We start from the raw sequence: 24,721 nt of genomic DNA on the forward strand, positions 1-24,721 counted from the left end.
TGGGCGGATGGATCAAGTGCGGGACGTGGTGGGGCTGGTCGGGGACGTGCTGGGGTCCGAGGCGGCCGGGGTCTACCTGCACGGTTCCGCCGTGCTCGGCGGGCTCCGCCCGGCCAGCGACGTGGACCTCCTCGTCGTCTCCCGGCGCGGCATGGACGACCGCGAACGCGGGGCGCTGCTCGACGGGTTGTTCGCACGCTCCGGCTTCACCGGCGGGCTGCGCCCGGTCGAACTCACCGTGGCCGTCCAGTCCGAGCTGCGCCCCTGGCGCTACCCGCCGACGGGGGACTTCCTGTACGGCGAGTGGATGCGCGAGCAGCTCCGGGACGGGGGGCCGCCGCGGCCCGAGCCGATGCCGGACCTGGCACTGCTGGTCACGATGGTGCTGGCCGGTGACCGTGCCCTGGCGGGCCCGCCGCCGGCGCGGGTCCTCGACCCCGTGCCGCACGAGGATCTGGTCCGGGCGAGTGTGGCGGGCATCCCCGAGCTGCTCGGGGAGTTGGAGGAGGACACGCGCAACGTCGTACTGACCCTCGCCCGCATCTGGACCACCGTCGCCACCGGCGAGATCCGCCCCAAGGACGCCGCAGCCGACTGGGCCCTCGCCCAACTCCCGCCCCACCACCGCCCCGTCCTCGCCCACGCCCGTCACCTCTACCTCAACTGCCGCTACACGGAGGAGAGCTGGAGCGAGGACCTGCGAGCGCGGGTACGCCCCCACGCGGAAGCGGTTGTCGAGCGGATCGAGCGCCTGCGGCAGCGCTGACCTTGTGCTGCGGGGCCGTGCAGGTCCATGGCGGACGGTACTTGGCGGCGCGGGCTAGAGTGCAACCGTGACCCAGCCCCCGGACGGCCCGCCGGCACCACTCAGCGAAGAGGACCGCGACACGGCTGTGCGGCGCCTGCAGGAGGCGTACGCCGAAGGGCACCTCTCGCACGGGGAGATGGACAAGCGCCTCGACCAGGTGCTGGCCGCCGCGACGCACGGCGAGGTCACCGCGGCCCTGGCCGTGCTCCCGGCGCGGAAGCCGGACACCACGGCCACGATCGGCGCCGCCGCCGGACGGATCCGGCGGCGCGGCGCGTGGCACGTGCCTCGGACGCTCAAGGTCGAGTCCGCGTACGGGAACGTGCACTTGGACCTGTCCCGGGCGGTCATCGAACATCCCGTGGTCGACATCGAATTGCAGCTCGGTACCGGCAAGGCCAGGATCACGCTTCCGCGCGACGCGGTCGTCGACGCCGAGGGGCTGAATACCGGGTGGAAGGACACGCGGTACACGCCCCGTCCGCGCTCCGGCCCCGGCGGGCCGACGATCCGGATCTCCGGGTCCATGGGGTTCGGGCGGCTCAAGATCCGCCACGCCCGGCGTTGAGACCCGGCCTCCCCTCCCCCACACCCCGCGACGTACGCCTCCGCGACGCGACCGGGCGCACGCAGGCGCCGCACACCGGGCGTACGAACCGGTCAGGAATCGAGAAGCGCGGGTCAGTGCGCCGGAACTAGCCTGACTACCAGGAAGACCGCACCAAACGGGATCTTTCGCCCGTACCGCACCCGGGACACATCCCGGCCCTCTCAACGCGGCACCGCGACGAAGAACACCACGATGTGACCCACGACTTCAGGAGTGACCATGACCGATTCCGCTGCCACCCAGGGCATCAAGACCGTGCTGCATCCCGTCTCCGACCTGACGAAGGCCAAGGCGGTCTACGCCGCGCTGCTCGGCCTCCCCCCGCAGGTCGACGAGTCCTACTACGTCGGCTTCGACGCCGCCGATCAGCACATCGGGCTGGTGCCGAGCGGCGGGCCGCAGGACATGGCCGCGCCGGTCGCCTACTGGCACGTACCGGACATCGAGGCGAAGCTCGCCGAGGTGACCGCCGCCGGCGCCACGGTGAAGGAGCCCGTGCACGAGGTGGGCCCCGGCCGCGTCGTGGCCACCGTCGCCGACCCCGACGGCAACGTCCTCGGCCTGCTCCAGGACCGCTGAACCGACGACCGCTGATGAGCCGACGACCGCTGAGCCGAGGACCGATCAGCGCGGGGCCCCACGAGCGAGGTCCCTGAGCACGAGGCCCCACGAGCGGGGAACCGATGAGCGACGGTCCCCGCTCCCCGGCCCGCAGACGCCCGGCACTTCCACCGGAGATCCGCCCGCCATATTCTCCGGGACTGTCCGGAGGGAGTCGGGCGGTGCCGACGGCGGCCCGCCGTACACCATCCCCGTCTCACCACACCCTTGGAGTCACGATGAGCAGGGCCACCTCCGGCGCACAGCCGGCGCCGCACGCTGCCGACAGCCACGATTGGATCCGCGTGCACGGCGCACGCGAGAACAATCTCAAGGACGTCAGCATCGAGATCCCCAAGCGCCGGCTGACGGTGTTCACCGGGGTCTCCGGCTCGGGCAAGAGCTCACTGGTCTTCAACACGATCGCCGCCGAGTCCCAGCGGATGATCAACGAGACCTACAGCGCGTTCGTCCAGGGCTTCATGCCCAGCCAGGCGCGGCCCGAGGTCGACGTCCTGGACGGGCTGACGACGGCGATCACCGTCGACCAGCAGCGCATGGGCGGCGACCCGCGTTCCACGGTCGGCACCGCCACCGACGCCCACGCCATGCTGCGCATCCTCTACAGCCGGCTCGGCGATCCGCACATCGGCCCGCCCAGCGCGTACTCCTTCAACACCGCCTCGGTCCGGGCGAGCGGCGCGATCACCGTCGAGCGCGGCAACAAGACCAAGGCGCAGAAGGCGACCTTCAACCGCACCGGCGGCATGTGCACGCGCTGCGAGGGCCGGGGCTCGGTCTCCGACATCGATCTGACCCAGCTCTACGACGACTCCAAGTCGCTGGCGGACGGCGCGTTCACGATCCCCGGCTGGAAGTCGGACAGCCAGTGGACCGTGCAGGTCTACGCCCAGTCCGGCTTCGTCGACCCGGACAAGCCGATCCGCGAGTACACGAAGAAGGAGCTGCGGGACTTCCTCTACGGGGAGCCGGTCAAGGTCAAGGTCAACGGCGTCAACCTCACGTACGAGGGCCTGATCCCCAAGATCCAGAAGTCGTTCCTGTCCAAGGACAAGGAGGCGATGCAGCCGCACATCCGGGAGTTCGTGGAGCGCGCTGTCGCCTTCGCCACCTGTCCCGAGTGCGGGGGCACCCGGCTCAGCGAGGGCGCCCGCTCCTCGAAGATCAAGGGCGTCAGCATCGCAGAGCTGTGCGTGATGGAGATCCGTGACCTGGCCGAATGGGTCCGCGGCCTCGACGATCCCTCCGTCGCTCCGCTGCTCACCGCGTTGCAGCAGACCCTCGAATCGTTCGTGGAGATCGGCCTGGGCTACCTCTCCCTCGACCGGGCCTCGGGCACGCTCTCCGGCGGCGAGGCGCAGCGCGTGAAGATGATCCGCCACCTCGGCTCCTCCCTCACCGACGTCACGTACGTCTTCGACGAGCCGACGATCGGCCTGCACCCGCACGACATCCAGCGCATGAACAACCTGCTGCTGCGGCTGCGCGACAAGGGCAACACGGTGCTCGTCGTCGAGCACAAGCCGGAGGTCATCGCGATCGCCGACCACGTCGTCGACCTCGGGCCCGGCGCCGGTACGGCGGGCGGTACCGTCTGCTTCGAGGGCACCGTCGAGGGGCTGCGCAAGGGCGACACCGTCACCGGCCGCCACCTCGACGACCGGGCCACGCTCAAGGAAACGGTGCGCACTCCCACCGGCAAGCTGCCCGTCCGCGGCGCCACCGCGCACAACCTGTGCGACGTCGATGTCGACATTCCCCTCGGCGCGCTCGTCGTCGTCACCGGTGTCGCCGGTTCCGGCAAGAGCTCCCTCGTACACGGCTCGCTGGTCAACACCCCCGGTACGGGCGACGGTGTGGTCTCCGTCGACCAGAGCCCCATCAAGGGCTCCCGGCGCAGCAACCCGGCCACGTACACCGGGCTGCTCGACCCGATCCGCAAGGCCTTCGCGAAGGCCAACGGCGTCAAGCCGGGCCTGTTCAGCGCGAATTCGGAGGGCGCCTGCCCCACCTGCAACGGCGCCGGTGTCCTCTTCAGCGACCTGGCGATGATGGCGGGGGTCGCCAGCCCCTGCGAGGACTGCGAGGGCAAGCGGTTCCAGGCCGAGGTGCTGGAGTACACCTTCGGCGGCAAGGACATCAGCGAGGTCCTCTCGATGCCGGTCGCCGAGGCCGAGGAGTTCTTCGGCACGGGCGAGGCACGTGTCCCCGCCGCCCACCGCGTCCTGGAGCGGATGGACCAGGTGGGGCTGGGCTATCTCACCCTCGGCCAGCCGCTGACCACCCTCTCCGGCGGCGAGCGGCAGCGCCTCAAGCTCGCCACCCACATGGGGGACAAGGGCGGCGTCTACGTCCTCGACGAGCCGACCGCCGGCCTGCACCTCGCCGACGTCGAGCAGCTGCTCGGCCTCCTCGACCGGCTCGTGGACTCCGGCAAGTCCGTCATCGTCGTCGAGCACCACCAGGCGGTCATGGCCCACGCCGACTGGATCATCGACCTCGGCCCCGGCGCCGGCCACGACGGCGGCCGGATCGTCTTCGAGGGCACCCCCGCGGACCTCGTCGCCGACCGCTCCACCCTCACGGGCCGGCACCTCGCCACGTACGTCGGGGGGTGACGGGAGCGCCGGCGGTCCTCCCGTCCACTCGCGGCCCTCGTGATCGCCGGTGCCCTCGCGGTCACCTTGCCGCGAGGGCCGCCGGCGCACCGAGCAGCGCTCCGACGCTTCCCCGCCCCCTACGCGAAAGGCGGCCGCCGTGTGTTCCCACCCCTACGCGCTGCGCGGGCTCGCCGTCCCGCCCCCGGACGGCGCCGAAGTCCACGGCACATCCGTTTCTCCTCCCCCGCCCCGACTCCCGTGCGAAACTGGGCACATGGGACGGCAGGATCTCGACGACCTCGTACGGCTGCGGCGCGCCCGCGACCGGATGGACCGCGACTACGCGCAGCCCCTCGACGTCCCCGCACTCGCACAGCAGGCCCTGATGTCGGCGGGCCACTTCTCCCGCAGTTTCCGCGCCGCCTTCGGCGAGACCCCCTACAGCTACCTGATGACCCGCCGCATCGAGCGGGCCAAAACCCTGCTGCGGCGCGGCGATCTGACGGTCACCGAGGTCTGCTTCGCGGTGGGCTGTACGTCGCTGGGCACGTTCAGCACCCGCTTCAGCGAGCTGGTCGGGGAGAGCCCGAGCAGCTACCGGGCCCGCAGCCACGACCACAGCGCCGCCATCCCGGCCTGCATGGCCAAAATCCACACCCGGCCGGTCCGCAACAGGGACGCGAAGCGGACCGCCCGGCCGTAGCGTGAGCGGCATGGACATCACGCTCTCCCAGTGCTTCATCGCCGTCGACGACCACGACAAGGCGATCGTCTTCTACCGCGACGTGCTCGGCCTGGAGGTGCGCAACGACGTCGGCTTCGAGGGGATGCGCTGGGTGACCGTCGGCGCCCCGGCGCAGCCGGACGTCAACATCGTGCTGGAACCGCCGCTCGCCGACCCCAACGCCTCCCCCGCCGACAAGCAGGCCATGGCCGAGCTGATGGCCAAGGGCATGCTGCGCGGCGTCATCTTCGCCACGGACGACTGCGACGCCACCTTCGAACGCCTCAGCGCCGCCGGCGCCGAGGTGCTCCAGGAGCCGATGGACCAGCCCTACGGCGTCCGCGACTTCGGAGTCCGCGACCCTGCGGGCAACCTCCTCCGCTTCACCCAGCCCCTCGCCAAGTAGGCGCCGGACGGGGGTTGTTGAGGGCCCGGGGCCGGGGGCACACGCGCCGCACGTGCCGCGTTGACCCGCGCGTACGACCGGCCGCTCTCGGCAACTCCGTTCACTCCAGGTGGCGTTCATGTGCGTGCGAGGATGAGTTCATGGGGTCGCGGGTGGCGTTCGGGGAGAAGCTGCGGGCCGAGTTGGGGGCGCCGCGTGGGGGCCGGCGGCTGGAGAGCAGCCCGCGGTCGCGGGTGTGGCGCGCGGAGTTGTCCGGTACGCCCGTGGTGGTGAAGCAGCTCATCGAGGGGCCGGAGGCCGACGAGAGGTACGCGCGCGAGGCGGCCGCGCTGCGGCTCGCCTCCCGGGTCGACCCGCCCGTCGTACCCGGGCTCCTCGGCAGCGACCCCGCCGAGAGGGTGCTGGTCCTGGAGTACGTGAACCAGCGGGAGCCGGCCGAGGACTGGGTGGTCGGCTACGCCGAGGCGCTGGCCCGGCTCCACGCCGCCGGCCGCGAACCCGACACAGGTCCCGAACCCGACGCCGTGGGCGCTCTCCCCGCCTGGTCCGGGCCCGCCCACGAGGACGTCGGCTCCTTCCTCGCGTTCGCCCGCACGCTCGGCTGTGCGGTGCCTTCCGGGGTACGGGCCGAGCTGGACGGCCTCGTGGACCGGCTGGCCGAGAGGCCGGACCGGGCCCGCCGGGCGCTGTTGCACGGCGACCCCTGCCCGGGCAACGACCTGCACACCGACAGCGGCGTACGGTTCATCGACTTCGAACAGGCCGCGCTCGGCGACGGGTTGGTGGAACTCGCCTACCTGCGCATCGGCTTCCCGACCTGCTGGTGCGTCACCGCTCCGGCCCCGCCGCTCCTGGACGCGGCGGAAGCGGCCTACCGCGCAGCCTGGCGCGACGCCACGGGCACGGAGGTCCCTGCCGACCCCACCGACGCGTGTGCGGGATGGCTGTTGCGGGGCGACGCGCTGGTGCAACGCGCCTACCGTGGGACGGTCGACCATTTGGCCAAGCTCCCCGACGAGGACTGGCACTGGGGCACGGCGACGGCCCGGCAACGGCTCCTCCACCGCCTCGGCATCGTCAGCCAACTGACCGGCGGCGACAGCGGACTTGAAGAGCTGGGACAGCTCGCCACGGCTCTGAGCACGGCCATGCTCACCCGCTGGCCCACGCTCCAGCCACTCCCCGCGCAACGGCCGTGAGCGCACCAGCGGGCGCCGAAAGCAACCGGAGGCACCGGCCCATGACACACCTGCCCCGCCGCTTCCACCTCCAACGCGACACCGACGCCACGGGCACGTCCGGCACCGGCCGCGTCGCCAACGGCGTGCTGTGGCCGGACGGGACCGCGACGCTCCGCTGGCGCGGGCCCCGCGCGTCGACCGTCCACTGGGACCGGATCGACGACGCCGAGTTCATCCACGGGCACGGCGGCGCCACCCGCATCGTCTGGGACGACCCGGAGGAGACGGCCCCCGAGGAGACGGAGAGCGATACGTAGCCGCGCCGTACGTGCCGCCGCGGGGGACTCAGAGGAGTCCGTGACGGGGCGGGAGGGTGCCGGTGAGGGTGTGGCGGCCGATGTGCTGGACCTTCCAGCGGGCCGGATCGTGCAGGGTGTGGGTGCGCGCGTCGCGCCAATAGCGGTGCAGATTGAGGGAGTCGAGGGCCGAGCGGGTGCCGGAGACCTCGAAGAGCGCGCTCGTCAGCTCGACGGCCGTACGGTCCGCGTGGGCCTTGGCCGCGGCCACCGCGATCGAGGCCTCGGCCGCCATCTCCTCGGTCAGCTCCCGCCCCTCGGCAGGGTCCGCCTCCTCCTGCGCCGCGTCCACCGCACGGGCCGCATCGCCCAACAGAGCCTCCGATGCCCGCAGTTGGACGGACAGTTCACCGAAGCGCTGTACCAGCAGCGGGTCCTCGGTGGCGGACTCGGCGCCGCTCTCGAACCACGGCCGGCTCTTGGTCCGTACGAAATCCGCCGCCTCGGACAGGGCGCCCGCCGCGATACCGGTGTCGATGGCGGCGTGCAGCAGCTGCGCGAAAGCCCCGTACACCTGCGGGCCGTCGAAGGTCAGATGGTGCGGCACGATGCGGTCGGCCGGTACGCGTACCGCGTTCAGCTTCACCGTGCCGCTGGCGGTGGTGCGCTGCCCCATGCCCTCCCAGTCGTCGACGACTTCCACGCCCGGCGCGTCGTGGGGCACGTACGCCACGTGGTTCTTGTCGTCGTCGCCCTTGGCCAGTACGGGGATCCAGTGGGCGAAGAGGGCGCCGGTGGAGTAGTGCTTGACGCCGTCGAGGGTGCAGGTGCCGTCGGAGGCGGGGGTGAGGCGGGTGCGGTAGTCCATGACGTGCTTGGTGCCGCGTTCGGACTGGGCGTTGCCGAACCGCTTGCCCGCCAGTACCTCTCCGAAGAAGAACTCCCGCTGTTCGGGGCTGCCTTGGTGCCGCAGCACGTTGACGTAGGCGAAGTGGCTCTGCGGGATCTGCGACAGGCTCGGGTCTGCGGACGCCAGCAGCCGGAAGATCTCGGCAACCGTCGTCGCCCGTACGTCGGCGCCGCCGTGCGTCGCCGGGACGGTCACGGCGAGCAGCCCGCTCTCCGACAAGATGTCCAACTCGGCGCGCGGCAGGACCCGTTCGGCGTCCCGCCGGGCCGCGCCCTCACGAAAGTCGTCGGCGAGGCGGGCGGCGACGGCGAGCGCTTCGGCGTCGTCCGCGATGACGTGCGCCGGGGTGTGCTCCCGGGAGGTGGCGGCGGGGGCTGTCATGGAGAGGGCCTTTCGTACGTGCGGCAGGGGGTCAGCCGGACGACGGCGAGGCTCGCGCCCGGAAAAGCCGTACAGGGATCCGGGGCGGGAAACGAGCGGGCCGGACGTCAGCAGGAGCAGCGCCGACAGCGGCAGGCGGCGGTGCGCATGAAGTCCACGTGGCGACGACGGGTCAGACAGCGCATTCCGCTCACTCTCCCTGTCGCGGTGGGTCCGGCCGTTCGCAGAACCCTCTGTTCCGCGCTGACAGCACCATAACCAGCGCTTTCGCCGCGCGTCGACTACGCCCGTGTGAACGACGGGCGCTTTGCTGCGGCAGTATGAACAGCGTGTTGCGGCCCGCCCGATGTGCCTCGGCGGCGATTGACGGCCCGCGCGCAGCGGTGCTCAACTGGCTGTCATGGCATTCATGTTGCCGCTGGTATCACGCGACTACATCGACTTCGGGCGGATCTGGTCCGCCTGCTGTCGCCCCTGACCCGGCAGCGAGCCGACCGGCACTCCCGGGGCGCCACCGCGTCGCGGCGCGGGGTGCACCCCCGGTCCTCTCGTGAAGTGGGCCCACTTCAGCGGACCCACTTCAGCGGGCCCACTTCACGAGCCCTCGCGTCCGCCTTCACCGGCCCCGCCTCCCGTGCGGCCCGCGCGCATACGGGGTTCCTCCCGTACGCCGAGCCGCGCCCCCACTCCGTACGCAGCACGTACGCAGCATGAAAGGCAAGGCACCCGCATGCCCGTGGAGTTCCTCGGCATCGCCGGCACCCATGACGGATCGGAGACCGCCGCGCGTTCCGGCGCCGCCTTCGACAAGCAGTACACGCTCAGACTGGCCCGCGCTCATGAGGATCACGGCTGGGACCGGGTGCTGTTCGCCTACGGTTCGGGCTCGCCGGTCCCGGCGGCGGCCGCCGGATGGCTGGCGGCCAAGGTGGACACGCTGCAGATTCTGCTCGCGCACCGGCCGAACGTCTCCTATCCCACGTACGCCGCGCGGACGTTCGCCACCCTGGACCAGGTCAGCGACGGCCGGCTGACCGTGCACTTCATCACCGGCGGCAACGACCACGAGCAGCAGCGCGAGGGGGACACGCTCACCAAGGACGAGCGGTACGCGCGCACCCGCGAGTACATCGAGATCGTCAAGAAGGTCTGGACGCGGCACGAACCGTTCGACCACGAGGGTGAGCACTACCGCTTCCGCGACTATGTCAGCGACGTCTTTCCGGTCCAACAGCCGCGCCCGGACGTCTCGTTCGGCGGCTCCTCCCCCGCGGCGAACGCCGCGGGCGGCGCCGAGACCGACATCTACGCCCTGTGGGGCGAGCCACTGGCCGACACCGCCCAGCAGATCGAGACCGTACGGGCCGCGGCGCGGGCTGCGGGGCGTACCGACGTGCCGCGCATCCAGGCGGCGTTCCGGCCGATCATCGCTCCGACCGAAGAGCTGGCCTGGGAGAAGGCGCGCCGTACGGTGGACGCGATCCGGCGGCGGACCGCGAACGGTCCGCTCTCGCGGCGGCATCCCGTCAAGTCCCCGCAGAACACGGGGGCTCAGCGGCTGCTCGCCATCGCCGAGCAGGGCGAACGGTACGACCGCGCGCTGTGGACCCCCACCTCCGCGGCCACCGGCGGCGCGGGCAACTCCAACGCGCTGGTCGGCACGCCGGAGACCGTGGCCCGGGCTCTGCTCGACTACTACGACCTCGGCGTCGACATCCTCTCGGCGCGCGGCTACGCCCTCCTCGACGACGCGGTCGACTTCGGCCGCCACGTGATTCCACTGGTCCGCGAGGGAGTCGCCGCACGCGACCGCGCGGGCGCCGCCCGCGGCCCCGCTCAACTCCCGCGAATCCAGGGCGAGGTGACGGCCGCGGCGGGGTAGCCCCGCGCTCCGGCGCCGCCCGGTACCTGCCTGCGGGTGGCGGTCTCGCCGCCCGCAGGCCGGGACCCCGCGACTGAGCGGCATCGGCACGTACGGTCGCGGGCCGGGGCCTGGAGCCGCGGCTCTCCCGCCCGGGCCACGCACGGCGCGCGACGGCGGGCAGTGACGGCCGGGGGCGAACTCGGGCCTCCAGCAGGCGGGCTGGGCCCTCCGGCCGGCTGAGGTCCGTGGCATCGCCGGCCGGACCAGCCGCGGACCGGAAGCGCCGGGTGCCCGGCACTCGGGTCCGCCCGCCGGCGTCGAGGACCGGCGGGGCGCCTCCTGCCACCCGCCGGCCGGGGCCTGTCGGGCCCTCCGGCCCGACATCCCGCCGGCAAGGACCGAAACGCACAGCGCACAGCGTCCCCCGCAGCCCCGTTGGACCCGCCGGGGTCTACTGCTCCGGATCCTGGCCCAGGACGTAGAGCTCCGGGAGGTTGACGACGATCGCTTCCTGGGTGCTGCGGGCGATGACGACGACGGCTTCGTCGTCGGGGTCGGGGTTCTCCTCGCGGTGCGGCACGTACGGCGGGACGAAGATGTAGTCGCCGGGGCTCGTGCGCAGCCGGATCTCCTCGGCGGGCCCGCCCGTACCGCCGTCGTCGAGGAAGACGAACTCCGGGTGGCCCTTGACCACATGGATGGCCGTCTCGGACTCGCCGTGGTGGTGGTTGGCGGAGGCGGTGTCGGGGGCGACGTGGGTCTGGCCCATCCAGATCCGTTCGGAGCCCACGGCCTTGCCGCTGACGGCGGCGAACCGCCGCATGCCGCCGGTCTGCGAGGTGTCGCCGTCGAGGTCGTCGGCGCGGATGTGGTGCAGCCGGTGCCGCAGCGGGGTGCCGTCCCCGGGCGCGGGGTCGTGCAGGTGGGGGTGGAACGCGTCGGGCTGCCCCTCGTGCGGGCCGGTCGTCGTCATGCGGGGACTGTAGGAACCCCGGAAAAGGATGTCAACGGGTGTCCATTCTCTGACCAGCGGTAATACCCGCTTCCGTGGCGGGTGTTCGGCCACCCGCGCCGCAGCGGGGCGCGTGGCGTGGCAATAATGGAGGGCATGCAGATCTCGGCGAAGGCGGACTACGCGGTCCGGGCGCTGGCGGAGCTGGCGGCGGACGCGGCACGTCCGCTGACCTGCGAAGCGATTGCCACGTCCCAGGACATTCCGTTCCGTTTCCTCAAGTCCGTCTTCCGCGATCTGCGCCAGGCGGGGCTCGTCCGCAGTCAACGCGGCTGCGAGGGCGGCTACTGGCTGGCCCGCGAGCCGGCCGCCATCTCCCTCGCCGAGGTGGTCGCCGCCGTGGACGGGGAGTTGCTGACACTGCGCGGCGAACCGCTGGGCGCCCTGGACTATCCCGGTGCGGCCGCCCGGCTGCCGGGCGTGTGGCGGGACGTGGAGAGCTACGTACGGGATCTGCTGGACCGCACCGCGCTGAGCGACCTCGTACGGGACGCCGCGGCGGGCGCGCCTGTCAGCGCGGCAGGGAGCCGGCCGCTCAACGCCGCTGCGGCCACGGCGAGTTGAGCACGGTGCGCAGCGACGACGGCGCCGCGGACGCCGCACGTGCCGAGAGCGACACCCGGGCGGCCGCACACACCGAGGCCGGCAACCGGCCGGCCGCGGCCGCCGCCGCAGAGACCCCGGCCTCCGTCGAGATCGTGGAGTTCACCGATCCGGCGTGTCCGTGGGCGTGGGGTTCGGAGCCCGCCTTCCGCGTGTTGCGTGCCCGTGCGCGGGCGGCGGGGGACGCGGTGGTCTGGCGGCGCGTGTGCGGCATCCTCTTCGACGAGGACGACGACCCCGCTCCCGATCCGGCGGCGGAGGCCGCCTGGTTCGCCGACTACATCGCCCGCACGGCGCGGCACACCCGCGCCCCCTTTCCCGCGCGGCTGCGATGGGTCGCGGCCTCCAGCTGGCCCGCCTCACAGGCGGTGAAGGCGGCCGAGCGGCAAGGCCCGGGCGTGGCCGAACGGGTGCTGCGGCGGCTGCGCGAGACCACGTTCGTCCTGGGCGAGCCGGCCGACACCCCCGAGCGCGCGCTGGCCGCGCTCGACGGACTGCCGGGGCTGGACACGGCACGCCTGCGCACCGATGCCGCGCACCCGGCCACCCGCGAGGCCGTACGCCGCGACTGGCGCGAGACGCGTACTCCGCTCCCCCAGGCGTACTCCCTCCACAGTCCGGGCCCGCACGGCGCGGGCGTCAAGGAGCTGGAGGAGCAGGTGCGTTACTCGCTGCCGACGCTGGTCTTCCACGGGCCCGCCGGCAGCGCGGTCGTCGCGGGCTGGCGCGAGCCGGAGGCGTACGAGGAGGCCTTCCGTACGGTGGCACCCGAGCACGCGCCCCTGCCCCCGTTCACACCGGAGGCCCCGGACGAGGTGCTGGCGCGGTACGCGAGTGTGACGGGCCCGGAGTGGGAGCTGCTGGCGGGCGGGGCCGGACTGCCCGCGGAAGCCGTACGGGTCGGGACCGGCAACGGGCCGCTGTGGCTGCATCCGGCCGAGGCCAAGGCCCGTAACCATCCCCCGCTGCACGGACATTGACGACCCGTCACCACCGCCCCGGCCACCCCGCCCCATGGGAAACCCCAGGTGGCCGACGTCTTGGCCAATGAGACACCAAAAGGTGTCCATTGACGTGGGGCGTGCGGCACGCCAGTATGAACGCATGATTCCGACGCACCCCGGTGTGGTGTGCCGCTACGTGGACTTCCGGCGCACCTGCAGCGCGCTCTGTCACTGAACGCCGCCCTCTCCCGCGCCCGCACGGCCCCCTGACCTCAAGGGACGGCCCGTCCGGCGCGATGGTTTGCGCCTCCCCTCCCCTTCGCCTCCACGGCCGTCACGGCAGACCGTACGTTCTGCCGTCGCGCCGCCCGTCTGCCCATGGGTGTCACCGCACCGGCACACGGGCCCGGCACCACGGGGCACGTTCCGTGCCTCCGCAGTGCCGCGTCCTGCCGCGTCGCCACGTCATCCGCCGGGCGCGGGCTTCACCACCGCGCGCTGTGCGGGGCGATGACTCCACGAAAGGCGACGTTCACGATGAGCGCCCCCGCGCCGCTCCCACCCCCGCCAACTCCGGCCCGCTACCCCTCTGTCGAGAAACCCGCCCGCCGTTCCGTGCTCGGGCTGGGGCTGGGCGCCGGCGCCTCGCTGCTGCTGTCCGCCTGCGGCGGCGTCGCCACCACCTCGGTCTCCGGCGGCGCGTCCACCCTGCGCTGGGGCTGGGACCTGCCCTCGTCCTGGGACCCGGTCTTCTCCTCCAAGGGCTGGGACGTCCACCTGCTCTCGCTGGTCTACTCCGGGCTCACGCAGCTCGACGCCGACGGCAACGCCGCCCCCGCGCTGGCCTCTTCCTGGCACTACGCGCACGACGGCCGCACCCTCACCTTCACCCTGCGCCGCGGGCTGCGCTTCTCCGACGGCACCCGCATCGACGCGCAGGCGGTGAAGAAGAGCCTGGAGCGCGGCATCGAGCACCCCAAGTCGCTGATCTCCTCGCAGTTGACGAGCATCGGCACGGTCCGCGCCCCCGACGCGCACACCGTCGTGCTCGAACTGACCGAGACCGACTACCAGTTGCCCACCCTGCTGGCGGGCAAGACCGGCATGGTGGTCAGCCCGGCCGCCTTCGAGAAGAACGAGGACGCGCTGGCCACCAGGCCCGTCGGGCACGGCCCCTTCCGACTGCTCTCGTACGCCCAGAACTCCATGGCCTCCCTGCGCCGCGACCCGGACTACTGGAACGCGGACCAGATCAAGGTCGACCGGTTCGAGGCGTATCCGGAGCCCGATGAGACCACCGCGCTCGCCTCGCTGCAGTCCGGGCGGCTCAACGTCGCCCAGATTCCCTTCAGTCAGGTCGCCGCCGCCCGCAAGGCCGGGCTGAAGGTGCAGCTCATCCCCTCCATGGTGGTGCGCGTCCTGGACGTCAACACCGGCATGAAGCCGTTCGACGACCCGGACGTCGCCGAGGCCCTGAAGTACGCGGTCAACCGCCAGGCGCTGCTGGAGGCCGAACAGTTCGGGCACGGCGCCGTCAACCTTCAGCCCTTCCCGCCCGGCTACGCCGGCTTCGACCCGAAGCTGCAGGACGCCTACCACCACGACCCCGACCGGGCCCGGCGGCTGCTGAAGAAGGCCGGCAAGGGCGACGGGGTCGAGCTGACCATCACCACACAGGAGGCCGAGGGCGTCCCCGAGCAGCTCCAGGCGCAGCTGGAGGACGTCGGCTTCCGTACCCGTATCGAGGTCATTCCCGAGGCCCGCGCCAGCGAGCTGGTGTATGTGCAGCACTCGCGCGCCCTGCACATCGACCAGTTCGCCGGACGGGAGTCGGCCGTCCAGGCCCTCCAAGTCCTCTTCGGCAAGGAGGGGTTGATGAACCCGGGCCGGCGCACCACGCCGCAGCTGGAGGCCGCTGTGCGAACGGTGCGCAAGACCCCCGTCGACTCGCCCCGCTATCCGCAGCTGCTGCGCGAGGCCGTCGGCGTGGCCGTACGCAGCATGCCCAATGTCTTCCTCTACACCGTGCCGCGCGCCCTCGCCCGGCACCCCGGCGTCTCCGCCATCCCGCATCTGCCGGCCGTACAGCGCTTCGAGGGGGTGCGGGCCGCATGACCACCGCCCCCTCCCCCGTACGGCACGAGCCCGCCGCCAACGCCCTTGTTCCCGCGCCGCGTTGGAGCGCCCGGCGCCTGGCTCGCGCTCCGCGTTCTTTCGGGCGGGTCCTGACCACCGCGGCCACGGTCTTCCTGCTCTCCTCGGCGCTCACCTTCGGCCTCGGTGCCCTCTCCGGCGCGAACCCGGCGGCCGCGGTCCTCGGCGAGACGGCCACCCCGGCCGACATCGCCCGGATGAACCATCAATTCGGCCTGGACCGGCCGCTGATCGTGCAGTACCTGTCCTGGCTGGGGCATGCGCTGACCGGCGATCTGGGCCGCTCCTGGTTCACCACGCTGCCGGTCTCGGACAGCATCGCGCAGGCCGTACCGGTCGATCTGTCCATCGCCGGGCTGGCGTTGCTGCTCGCGGTGCTGCTGGGCGGTGCCGCCGGCATCGCGGCCGCCCTTCGTCCGGGAAGCCGGCTGGACCGTACGGTCACCGCGGCCTGCACCCTGCTCGGTACGCTGCCCGGCTTCGTGGTCGCCATCGTGCTGGTCACCATCTTCTCGCTGAAGCTGGGACTGCTGCCGGCCGGCGGCTACGTACCGCTGGACACCGATCCGCTCCAGTGGCTCAGCTACACGATCATGCCCGCGGCGGCGTTGAGTCTGGAGGCCGCCGCGAACATCGCCCGCCAGCTGCGTACTTCCCTGGTCGGCACGCTCCAGGAGAACTTCGTGACCGGCGCGGTGATGCGCGGACTGCCGGCGCGCCGCGTCCTGTTCGGGCACGCGCTGCGCAACGCCGCGGGTCCCGCACTGACCGCGCTGGGCATGAGCGTGCCGATGCTGCTGGGCGGCGCCGTCGTCACCCAGCAGATCTTCGCCCTGCCGGGGCTGGCCCAACTCGCCCTGCAATCCGCCGAACAGCACGACATCCCCGTCATCCAGGGCACGTTGCTGGTGACCATCGCCGTGGTGCTGGTCGTCAACATCGCCGTCAACGCCCTGCTGCTCGCCCTCAACCCCGCGGCCCAGCGGCGCGACAGCGGCACGGAATCCGGCTCCGGCTCCGGGAAGGGAGTGGGCGCATGAGGCCCCTGCGACTGGCCTGGCGTACCCGCGCCGCCAAGGCCGCCGTCCTGGTGCTGCTGGCGGTGACCCTGCTCGCCGTCCTCGGCCCCTGGCTGGCCCCGCACGACCCGCTCGCCCAGCAGCCGCGCGCCATGCTCCAATCCCCCGGCACCGCCCACCTGTTGGGCACCGACTACCTGGGCCGCGACGTACTCAGCCGGCTGCTGGAGGGCACCGGACGCTCCGTGTTCGGCGCCGTGGAGGCGGTGGCCGCGGCCCTGGTCGTGGGCACGGTTCCGGGGCTGGCGTCGCTGTGGCTGGGCCGTACCGTCGAGTGGTTCGCGCAGCGGGCCGCCGACGCGCTGATGACCCTGCCGTTCACCATCTTCGCCATCGCCGTCGTCGGCGCCCTGGGCAACGGCATGCACCAGGCGATGCTCGCCCTGGGCGTGCTCTACTCGCCGCTGTTCTTCCGCATGACCCGTGCCGCGGCGCTCGGTCTGCGGCACGCCCAGTACGTGGAGTCGGCCGAGCTGTTCGGCGCCCCCGTCTCCCGGGTGCTGCGCACCCACATCGTCTCCAAGATCCTGCCGACCCTGGTGGTCACCGCGGCGCAGGCCCTGGCGACGTGCCTGCTGGTGGTGTCCTCGCTGACGTTCCTCGGCGTGGGTGTCCAGCCGCCCGCCGCGACCTGGGGCGGCATGCTCGCCACCGACCTGGGCTTCCTCGCCATCCAGCCCTGGGCGCCGCTCTTCCCCGCCGCGCTGATCGTGCTCACCACCGGGGCGCTCAACCTGCTGGCCGACGCGGTCCGTGACGCCTCGTCGGACCCGGCCGCGGACGGGCCCGCCCGGCCCGCCGCTGCCTCACCACCCTCACCGGCCACTCCCTCGGCGGACACCCCGACGACGGACACCCCGACGACGGACTCCCCCGGCAACGACCACAGCAGCAAGGAGCGTGCAGCCGATGCCGCACTCCCCCTCTCCTGACACTCCCGCCCCCACCGACCCGACCGCCCCGGCCGCCGGCCACGACGCCGCGGAGCCGGTGCTGCACGTCGAGGGCCTCGACGTGACCGTCGCCGCGGGACGTGCCCGCGCCGTACGGGACGTCGGCTTCACCGTACGGCGGGGTGAATCCGTGGGCCTGGTCGGCGAGTCCGGCAGCGGCAAGACCCTCATCTGCCGCTCCGTCCTCGGCCTGCTGCCCGCGGGATGCGCCGTCTCCGAGGGCCGGATCGCCCTGGGCGAGGAGGAGTTGACGCGGCTGGACCGCCGCGAGTGGGACCGGGTACGCGGCACCCGGCTGGGCGCCGTCTTCCAGGACCCCGCCTCCTACCTCAACCCCTCGCTCACCGTCGGCCGCCAGCTCTCCGAGCCGCTGCGCCGCAAACTCGGCCTGGACCGCAAACACGCGGCAGCACGCGCCGTGGAACTCTTCGACGCCGTCGGCCTGCACCGGCCCGCCGACGTCTACCACCGCTACCCGCACGAACTCTCCGGCGGCATGCTCCAGCGCGTCCTGATCGCCGTCGCCCTCGCCTGCGAACCCGACCTGCTCGTCGCCGACGAGGCGACCACCGCGCTCGATGTCGTCGTCCAGGCCGAGGTCCTCGACCTGCTCGCCCGTATGCGGGCCGAACACGACCTGGCACTGCTGCTGGTCACGCACGACCTCGCCGTCGTCGCGCAGGTCTGCGACCGCATCCTGGTCTGCTACGCCGGGGAACTGGTCGAGGACGGCCCCGCGGCCGAGGTTCTGCACAACCCTCAACACCCCTATACCGAGGCGCTGTTGCGCGTCGCCTCGGTCGGCGACTGGTCCCGCCGCGACCTGGACGTCATCCCCGGCGCCCCTCCGGAGGCCGGCGCCGACCTGCCCGGCTGCCGCTTCGCCGACCGCTGCGCCTTCGCCACCGCCGCCTGCAGCGAGCAGCCCGTGCCCTGGCAGGAGCGCGAGGACGGACACCGGGTGCGCTGCCTGCGTGCCGGCGAGCTGGACCTGGCCGGCACACCCTCCGTACGGGAAGCGGAGGTGGCGGCATGAGCACCGACACCCTGACCGCGCAGGCCGCTTCCCCCGCAGCCGGCGCGTACACCGGCACACTGCTGGAGATACGCGGCCTGACCGTCGCCTTCGGCCGCCGTGCGGCGCCCGTCCTGGACGGCGTCGACCTGGACGTACGGCCGGGCGAGATCCTCGGCGTCATCGGCGAGACCGGCTCGGGCAAAACCACCCTGGCCCGTACGGCGGTGGGCCTCACCGCGCCGCGCAGCGGGCGGATCACCTTCGGCGGACGGCAGTTGAACGGGCTGAAGGGCCGCGCGCTGCGGGAGTTCCGCCGCTCCGGGCAGCTCCAGTACGCCTTCCAGGATCCGCTGCGCGCCCTTGACCCGGAGCTGACGGTCCGCCAGAGCGTCGCCGAGCCCCTGGAGATCGCCGGCGGACTCGATGCCGCGGAGGTCGCGGAACGGGTCGACGAGGCGCTGCACACGGTCGGCCTGGACCCGGCGCTCGGCGCCCGGCTGCCGGGCGGCATCTCCGGCGGTCAGCGCCAACGCGCGCTGCTGGCCCGCGCCATCGTCACCCGGCCCCGGCTGCTGATCGCCGACGAACCGGTCAGCGCCCTGGACGCCTCCAACCGCAACCGCGTCCTGGCCCTGCTCGAACGGCTGCGCCGGGAACGGGACATGGCCGTCGTCATCATCTCGCACGACCTGAGCTCCCTGGCCGGCATCGCCGACCGGGTCGCCGTCCTCTACCGCGGCCGGCTCGTGGAACAGGGCCCCGTACGCGAGGTCTTCGAGCAGCCCCTGCACCCCTACACCGGCCTCCTGCTCGCGTCCGCGCCGCGCGTCAAGGCCGGGGAAGGGCCGCACGCCGACCGGTTGCGTCCCACCGCGGCGGCGCCGCAGTGGGCGGGCGTGGAGGGGTGCGTGTTCGCGGCCCGCTGCCCGTTCGTGACCGCGGACTGCCGTACGGCGCCGTCGGCCCACGCGCACGAGGCCGAGGCGGCCGACGCCGGCGTACGGACCATCGCCTGCCACCACGCGCCGGGCTGGCGCGCCACACTGGACCGTCACGATGCCGTACGTACGGGACCGGCGTCCGCGCCCGGCCGGGAAGGCGCGGCCTCGTGACGGTCGTCCCCACCTCCTCGCACTGGGGCGCTTTCGGGGTCCGGGTGCACGAGGACGGCCGTATCGAGACCGTCCCGCACCCCGAAGACGGCGCGCCCTCCCCGCTGTTGGGCAATGTGGCCGACGGGCTGCGGCACCCCACGCGGGTGCACCGGCCCGCGGTGCGGCGCGGCTGGCTCGACCACGGGCCCGGGCCCTCGACGCGGCGCGGCGAGGAGCCGTTCGTGGAGGTCGGCTGGGACGAGGCACTGGACCTGGTGGCGGCCGAACTGGCGCGGGTGCGCGAACAGCACGGTATGCAGGCGGTGTTCGGCGGCTCCTACGGATGGGGCGGCGCCGGCCGCTTCCATCACCCGCAGAGCCAGATCCACCGTTTCCTCAACACGCTCGGCGGCTACACCTCCCACCGTGACACCTACAGCCTGGCCGCCTCCTTCGTCCTGCTGCCGCACCTGGTCGGAGACCGTGACGCCGTGCTGCGCTCGGCCTCGTCATGGCCGACGATCATCGAGCACACCGAGCTGATCGTGGCCTTCGGCGGGCTGCCGTCCAAGAATCTGTCCGTCACCCCCGGTGGCGTCACCCGGCACGCGAGCACCACTGCTCTGGACGAACTCGCCGCCCGCGGCACCCGCGTCGCCCTGATCAGCCCGTTGCGCAGTGACGCGCCCGAGGGGCTGAACAGCCGCTGGTATCCCGTCGTCCCGGGCAGCGACACGGCACTCATGCTGGCCCTGGCCCACACGCTGCTGGCCGAGGATCTGCACGACCGCGCCTTTCTGGAACGCTGCACCAGCGGCTTCGCGCCCTTCGCCGGCTATCTGCGCGGCGAGGGCGACGGGGTGCCGAAGGACGCCGAGTGGGCCGCGCCGCTGTGCGGCATTTCCGCCGCGGAGATCCGCCGGCTGGCCCGCCGTATGGCCCGGTCGCGCACCCTCGTGACTGTCACGTGGTCACTCCAGCGCACCCCGTACGGGGAGCAGCCGGTGTGGGCGGGGCTGGCGCTGGCCGCGATGCTGGGCCAGATCGGCCTGCCCGGCGGCGGGTTCGGGCACGGCTACGGGTCGATGGGCGATGTGGGCGACACCGGGCCGCAGTTGAGGCTGCCCACCCTGCCGCAGGGCCGCAACGCTGTCGCCTCGTTCATCCCCTGCGCCCGCATCGCCGACCTGCTGCTGCATCCCGGCGAGGAGTTCGACTACGACGGCGCCCGGTACACCTATCCCGACATCCGCCTCGTCCACTGGGCCGGCGGCAACCCCTTCCACCACCATCAGGACCTGGGGCGGCTGCGCCGCGCCTTCGGCCGCCCGGACACCGTGATCGTGCACGAGCCGCACTGGACGGCCACAGCGCGGCACGCCGACATCGTGCTGCCCACGACCACCGGGCAGGAGCGCGAGGACATCGGCGGCGGCCGCCGCGACACCCACCTGATCGCCATGCACCAGGCGCTGGCCCCGGTCGGCGAGGCCCGCGACGACTACGCCGTCTTCACCGCGCTCGCCGAACGCCTGGGCACGGACGAGGAGTTCACCGAGGGCCGCACCGCCCGCCAGTGGCTGCGCCACCTCTACGAGGAATGGCGCACGCCCCTCACCGAGGCCGGGCACCGGCTGCCGGACTTCGACACGTTCCGGTCCGACGGCGGCCTCACCCTGCCGCCCGGCCCGGAGCACTTCACGCTCTTCGACTCCTTCCGCGCCGATCCCGCAGCGCATCCCCTGTCCACCCCGAGCGGCCGCATCGAGCTGACCTCCCCCGCCATCGCCGGATTCGGCCACGACGACTGCCCCGGCCACCCGGTGTGGCGGGAGCCGAGCGAGTGGCTGGGCAACGAGGCCGCCGTACGGCACCCGCTGCACCTGATCGCCAATCAGCCCGAGAACCGGCTGCACAGCCAGCTCGACGTCGGCCGCGCCAGCCGCGACGGCAAGGTCAACGGGCGCGAACCGGTCTGGCTGCACCCCGAGGACGCCGCGGCCCGCGGCATCCAAGAAGGCGATGTGGTGCGGCTGTTCAACGACCGCGGCGCCTGCCTCGCCGGTGCTGTCGTCACCGACGCGGTACGGCCGCGGGTCGTACGGCTGGCCACCGGCGCCTGGTACGACCCGCTCCCGCAGGACGACGGCCGCGTGCTCTGCGTACACGGCAACCCCAACGCGCTCACCCCCGACATCCCCACCTCCCGCCTCTCCCAGGGCTGCGCCGGACAGCACGCCCTGGTCGAGGCCGAACGCTGGACGGGCCCCGTACCGCCGCTGACCGTCCACCGGCCCCCGACGCTGCTCGACCGCGATCACGCGAGTGCAGGCGCCAGTTCGCACCACCGCACGGAAGGAGCAGCACTGTGACGCTGACCGACACCCCCTCCGGCACGCCGCTGCTCGCCGGGCCCGACCTCGCCGGGCTGGACGCGGTCACCGCCGCGCTCGCCGAACACGCTCCCGCGCACGACCGGGACGGCTCCTTCCCGTACGAGGGCTTCGCCGCCGTCCAGCAGGCCGGGCTGCTCACCGCGACCGTCGGCAGCCGGCACGGCGGCCCCGGCGCGGGACTCGCCGACACCGTGCGCATCCTGCGCGCCCTGGGCGCCGGTGACCCCGCCGTCGCGCTCGTCACCGCGATGACGCTGTTCACGCACGCGGCGCAGGCCCGCCTCGCACACTGGCCCGAGGAGGTGTACGCGGACGTCGTCGCCGAAGCGCGGGAGCGGCCCGTCCTGCTCAACGCGCTGCGTGTGGAGCCGGAGTTGGGCTCTCCGGCCCGTGGCGGGCTGCCCGCCACCACCGCGCGGCGCGACGGCGACGGATGGCTGCTGTCCGGCCGGAAGATCTTCTCGACCGGCGCGGTGGGCCTGCGCTGGATGCTGGTGTGGGCCCGTACGGACGAGGACCCTGCCCGCGTGGGCGCCTTCCTCGTCCGTACCCGGGCCCCCGAGCCCACCCCGGGCGTCACCATTCACCCCACCTGGGACCATCTGGGACTGCGGGCCAGCCGCAGCGACGACGTGGAACTCACCGGCGTACGCGTGCCGTTCGAGCACACCACCGGACTGTTCACCCCGGACGAGGCGCCGTCCCGCGACCCGGTCACCAGCTCCTGGGGCTCCCTCGGCCTCACCGCGCTCTATCTCGGCGTCGCCGCCTCGGCCCGCGACTGGCTGACCGGCTTCCTCAACGAGCGCACCCCCAGCTCACTCGGCGCGCCGCTGGCCACCCTGCCCCGCTTCCAGGAAGCGGTCGGCGAGATCGAGGCGAGCATCGTCACCGCCGGTGAACTCGTCGACAGCCTCGCCCGCCGCGTCGACGACGGCGACGAACAGGCCGTCGCCCACGCCGGACTCGCCAAGGTGCACGGGACGCGCGCCGCCGTCTCCGCCGTGGAGAGCGCCCTGTCACTGACCGGCAACAAGGGCCTGGCACAGTCCAGTTCCCTGCAACGGCACTACCGGGACGTGCTGTGTTCCCGCGTCCACACCCCGCAGGACGACAGCGTCCTCACCGCCGCCGGCCGCGCAGCCCTCGCCGACCGCTCCTGACCCCCACCGCAGAAAGGCTGACCATGCCCGTCGAGTTCATCGGAATGATCGGCACCCACGACGTGTCGGAGACCCGCGCCGCCAGCGGCCCCCTCGTCGACCCCGAGTACACGCTGCGCTTCGCCCGCGCCCACGAGGACGGCGGCTTCGACCGCGTACTGATCGGGTACGGCTCCTCCACGCCCGACGGCACGCAGGTCGCGGCCCATGTGGCAGCCCGTACGGACCGGTTGGGCCTGCTGGTGGCGCACCGGCCCGGCTTCGTCGCCCCCACGCTGGCCGCCCGTACGTTCGCCACCCTCGACCAGTTCGCCGGCGGCCGTATCGCGGTGCACGTCATCAGCGGCGGCCGCGACGCCGAACAGCGCCGCGACGGCGACTACCTGGACAAGGACGAGCGCTACGCGCGCACCGACGAGTACCTCGACGTCCTCAAGCGGGCCTGGACGGAACGCGAACCCTTCAGCCACGACGGCCGCTTCTACCGCTTCGAGGACTTCCACTCCGAGGTACGGCCCGCCCAACACCCCCGTATCCCGCTGTACTTCGGCGGCTCCTCCCCCGCCGCCCACCGGGTCGGCGGCAAGCACGCGGACACCTTCGCCCTGTGGGGCGAGCCCCTCGCCGAGACCGCCGCGCAGATCTCCGCCATCCGCGAGGCGGCGCAGGCGGCCGGGCGCACCGAACCGCCCGGCATCAGCGTCTCCTTCCGGCCCATCCTCGCCCCCACCGAGGAACTGGCCTGGGAACGCGCCCACCGCATCCTGGACACCATCCGCTCCTCCGGCCCCCGCGGCTCGTTCACCGCACCCCGCCACGAGCGCGAGGCGCTGGGCAACGCCCGCCCCGGAGCGGACGGTTCGCAGCCGGAGAACACCGGCTCGCAGCGTCTGCTCGCCGCGGCCGCCAAGGGCGAACTGCACGACCGCGCCCTGTGGACCCCGACCGCCGCCGCCACCGGCGCGGCCGGCAACTCCACCGCGCTGGTCGGCACCCCGGAAACGGTCGCCAAGGCGCTGCTGGACTACGTCGACATCGGCGTCACCACCCTGCTGATCCGCGGCTACGACCCGCTGGACGACGCCATCGACTACGGCCGCCACCTGCTGCCCCTGGTCCGGCAGGAACTGGCCCACCGGGAACGCCAGTCGCCGGTCCAGGACCACACCCCCTCGGTGCCCTCCGCGCCCGTCATCGCGGGCCGGCCATGACGGGCGCGCGAGGCGTGAGGTGACCGGCGTGAGGTGACCCGGGCCCTCCCGGGCACCTCGCCCTCCCGAACACCTCGCGCCGTCCGCCCGCTCACCGCCGCACCGCTTCACCGCCCGTCCCGCTTCACCGCTCATCCCGCTCACCGCTCGCCCCGACGTTGGGAGTTCCCCGTGGCGTCCCCTTCCCGTACGGCCACCCCCACCGGCGCCGACATGCTGCGCCGTACCCTGCGACGGCTCGCCTCCGGAGTCACCGTGATCACGGTCCCGGGCCCCGCGGGCTTCACCGCGACCTCCTTCACCTCCGTCTCCGCCGAGCCCCCGCTGGTGTCCTTCTACGTGTCGGCCTCCGCCTCCTCCGCCCCCGCCGTGACCCGCGCCGACCACTTCGCGGCGCACATCCTCACCGCTCAACAGGCCGATGTGGCCGAGCGGTTCGCGCGCAGCGGCATCGACCGCTTCGCCGGAACGGACTGGGAGCCGGACCCGCGCGAGGTCCCGCTGCTCGGGGACGTCGACGCCTGGCTGGTGGCCCGTACGGACGAGATCCGCCCGGTGGGCGACCACCTGCTCGTGGTCGGCGAGGTCATCGACAGCGGCGGCCCCGCCGACACCACCCCCCTCATCCACCACGCCGGCACCCTCACGCCCCTCACGGGCGAGGGGTGAGGTCCGGGCTCCGGTGAGTGACCC

22 protein-coding genes are annotated in these 24,721 nt (G+C 73.0%); 20 read left to right on the top strand and 2 right to left on the bottom strand.

Annotation, left to right across the window (positions count from 1 at the left end; all coding sequences use genetic code 11):
- The first annotated feature begins 7 nt into the window (after positions 1–7).
- The 8 genes from AC3AGO_RS03965 (at position 8) to AC3AGO_RS04000 (ending at position 7,267) form a co-directional block, all read left to right on the top strand.
- Positions 8–766, top strand: a complete 759-nt coding sequence (locus AC3AGO_RS03965; protein ID WP_487818697.1) for an aminoglycoside adenylyltransferase family protein — start codon at positions 8–10, stop codon at positions 764–766.
- Between the two features lie 67 nt (positions 767–833).
- Entirely contained in the window at positions 834–1,376 is a 543-nt protein-coding gene (locus AC3AGO_RS03970) for a DUF1707 SHOCT-like domain-containing protein (RefSeq protein WP_487818698.1), read from the top strand.
- A 261-nt stretch (positions 1,377–1,637) separates the two neighbouring features.
- On the top strand, positions 1,638–1,997 hold the full coding sequence (locus AC3AGO_RS03975; protein WP_487818699.1) for a VOC family protein: 360 nt from the start codon (positions 1,638–1,640) through the stop codon (positions 1,995–1,997).
- Positions 1,998–2,257: 260 nt separating this feature from the next.
- Complete coding sequence (locus AC3AGO_RS03980; protein ID WP_487818700.1) at positions 2,258–4,657, top strand: ATP-binding cassette domain-containing protein; 2,400 nt, start codon at positions 2,258–2,260, stop codon at positions 4,655–4,657.
- Between the two features lie 256 nt (positions 4,658–4,913).
- The gene (locus AC3AGO_RS03985; RefSeq protein ID WP_487818701.1) at positions 4,914–5,342 is read left to right on the top strand and encodes a helix-turn-helix transcriptional regulator; all 429 of its coding nucleotides are present in this window, start codon (positions 4,914–4,916) and stop codon (positions 5,340–5,342) included.
- Between the two features lie 10 nt (positions 5,343–5,352).
- Entirely contained in the window at positions 5,353–5,769 is a 417-nt protein-coding gene (locus AC3AGO_RS03990) for a VOC family protein (RefSeq protein ID WP_487818702.1), read from the top strand.
- 140 nt (positions 5,770–5,909) lie between these two features.
- Complete coding sequence (locus AC3AGO_RS03995; RefSeq protein ID WP_487818703.1) at positions 5,910–6,968, top strand: phosphotransferase; 1,059 nt, start codon at positions 5,910–5,912, stop codon at positions 6,966–6,968.
- Positions 6,969–7,009: 41 nt separating this feature from the next.
- Entirely contained in the window at positions 7,010–7,267 is a 258-nt protein-coding gene (locus AC3AGO_RS04000; RefSeq protein ID WP_487818704.1) for a hypothetical protein, read from the top strand.
- Positions 7,268–7,295: 28 nt separating this feature from the next.
- On the opposite strand, the gene AC3AGO_RS04005 is transcribed toward AC3AGO_RS04000, so the two are convergent.
- Positions 7,296–8,537, bottom strand: a complete 1,242-nt coding sequence (locus tag AC3AGO_RS04005; protein WP_487818705.1) for an SfnB family sulfur acquisition oxidoreductase — start codon at positions 8,535–8,537, stop codon at positions 7,296–7,298.
- 730 nt (positions 8,538–9,267) lie between these two features.
- Here AC3AGO_RS04005 and AC3AGO_RS04010 point away from each other — a divergent pair.
- Positions 9,268–10,419 (top strand): LLM class flavin-dependent oxidoreductase, encoded by a 1,152-nt coding sequence (locus AC3AGO_RS04010; protein WP_487818706.1) that lies wholly within the window; start codon positions 9,268–9,270, stop codon positions 10,417–10,419.
- A 433-nt stretch (positions 10,420–10,852) separates the two neighbouring features.
- Here the strand turns inward: AC3AGO_RS04010 and AC3AGO_RS04015 are convergent, their stop codons facing one another.
- Positions 10,853–11,374 carry a cupin domain-containing protein gene (locus AC3AGO_RS04015; protein ID WP_487818707.1) on the bottom strand — a complete coding sequence of 174 codons (522 nt, stop codon included), beginning with the start codon at positions 11,372–11,374 and terminating at the stop codon, positions 10,853–10,855.
- A 135-nt stretch (positions 11,375–11,509) separates the two neighbouring features.
- On the opposite strand from AC3AGO_RS04015, the gene AC3AGO_RS04020 reads away from it, so the two are divergent.
- From AC3AGO_RS04020 to AC3AGO_RS04070, 11 genes are all read left to right on the top strand, one after another.
- Positions 11,510–11,977, top strand: coding sequence for an RrF2 family transcriptional regulator (locus AC3AGO_RS04020; RefSeq protein WP_487818708.1), 468 nt, complete (start codon positions 11,510–11,512; stop codon positions 11,975–11,977).
- 5 nt (positions 11,978–11,982) lie between these two features.
- Positions 11,983–12,996 carry a DsbA family oxidoreductase gene (locus AC3AGO_RS04025; protein ID WP_487818709.1) on the top strand — a complete coding sequence of 338 codons (1,014 nt, stop codon included), beginning with the start codon at positions 11,983–11,985 and terminating at the stop codon, positions 12,994–12,996.
- Between the two features lie 501 nt (positions 12,997–13,497).
- Positions 13,498–15,075, top strand: coding sequence for an ABC transporter substrate-binding protein (locus tag AC3AGO_RS04030; protein WP_487818710.1), 1,578 nt, complete (start codon positions 13,498–13,500; stop codon positions 15,073–15,075).
- Positions 15,072–16,154, top strand: a complete 1,083-nt coding sequence (locus tag AC3AGO_RS04035) for an ABC transporter permease (protein WP_487818711.1) — start codon at positions 15,072–15,074, stop codon at positions 16,152–16,154. Before AC3AGO_RS04030 ends, AC3AGO_RS04035 begins: the two co-directional genes overlap by 4 nt.
- Complete coding sequence (locus tag AC3AGO_RS04040; RefSeq protein WP_487818712.1) at positions 16,151–17,125, top strand: ABC transporter permease; 975 nt, start codon at positions 16,151–16,153, stop codon at positions 17,123–17,125. The genes AC3AGO_RS04035 and AC3AGO_RS04040 overlap by 4 nt, the downstream gene beginning before the upstream one ends.
- Positions 17,103–18,182, top strand: coding sequence for an ABC transporter ATP-binding protein (locus AC3AGO_RS04045; protein WP_487818713.1), 1,080 nt, complete (start codon positions 17,103–17,105; stop codon positions 18,180–18,182). The genes AC3AGO_RS04040 and AC3AGO_RS04045 overlap by 23 nt, the downstream gene beginning before the upstream one ends.
- Positions 18,179–19,276 (top strand): ABC transporter ATP-binding protein, encoded by a 1,098-nt coding sequence (locus AC3AGO_RS04050; RefSeq protein ID WP_487818714.1) that lies wholly within the window; start codon positions 18,179–18,181, stop codon positions 19,274–19,276. Before AC3AGO_RS04045 ends, AC3AGO_RS04050 begins: the two co-directional genes overlap by 4 nt.
- Positions 19,273–21,630 carry a molybdopterin-dependent oxidoreductase gene (locus AC3AGO_RS04055; protein WP_487818715.1) on the top strand — a complete coding sequence of 786 codons (2,358 nt, stop codon included), beginning with the start codon at positions 19,273–19,275 and terminating at the stop codon, positions 21,628–21,630. The genes AC3AGO_RS04050 and AC3AGO_RS04055 overlap by 4 nt, the downstream gene beginning before the upstream one ends.
- Positions 21,627–22,817 (top strand): acyl-CoA dehydrogenase family protein, encoded by a 1,191-nt coding sequence (locus tag AC3AGO_RS04060; protein ID WP_487818716.1) that lies wholly within the window; start codon positions 21,627–21,629, stop codon positions 22,815–22,817. Before AC3AGO_RS04055 ends, AC3AGO_RS04060 begins: the two co-directional genes overlap by 4 nt.
- A gap of 23 nt (positions 22,818–22,840) precedes the next feature.
- Positions 22,841–24,028 carry an LLM class flavin-dependent oxidoreductase gene (locus AC3AGO_RS04065; RefSeq protein ID WP_487818717.1) on the top strand — a complete coding sequence of 396 codons (1,188 nt, stop codon included), beginning with the start codon at positions 22,841–22,843 and terminating at the stop codon, positions 24,026–24,028.
- Positions 24,029–24,199: 171 nt separating this feature from the next.
- Positions 24,200–24,697: a flavin reductase family protein gene (locus tag AC3AGO_RS04070; protein WP_487818718.1), complete on the top strand. Its 498-nt coding sequence runs from the start codon at positions 24,200–24,202 to the stop codon at positions 24,695–24,697.
- Positions 24,698–24,721 lie beyond the last annotated feature (24 nt).

This window comes from Streptomyces sp. BL1 (assembly GCF_057628045.1).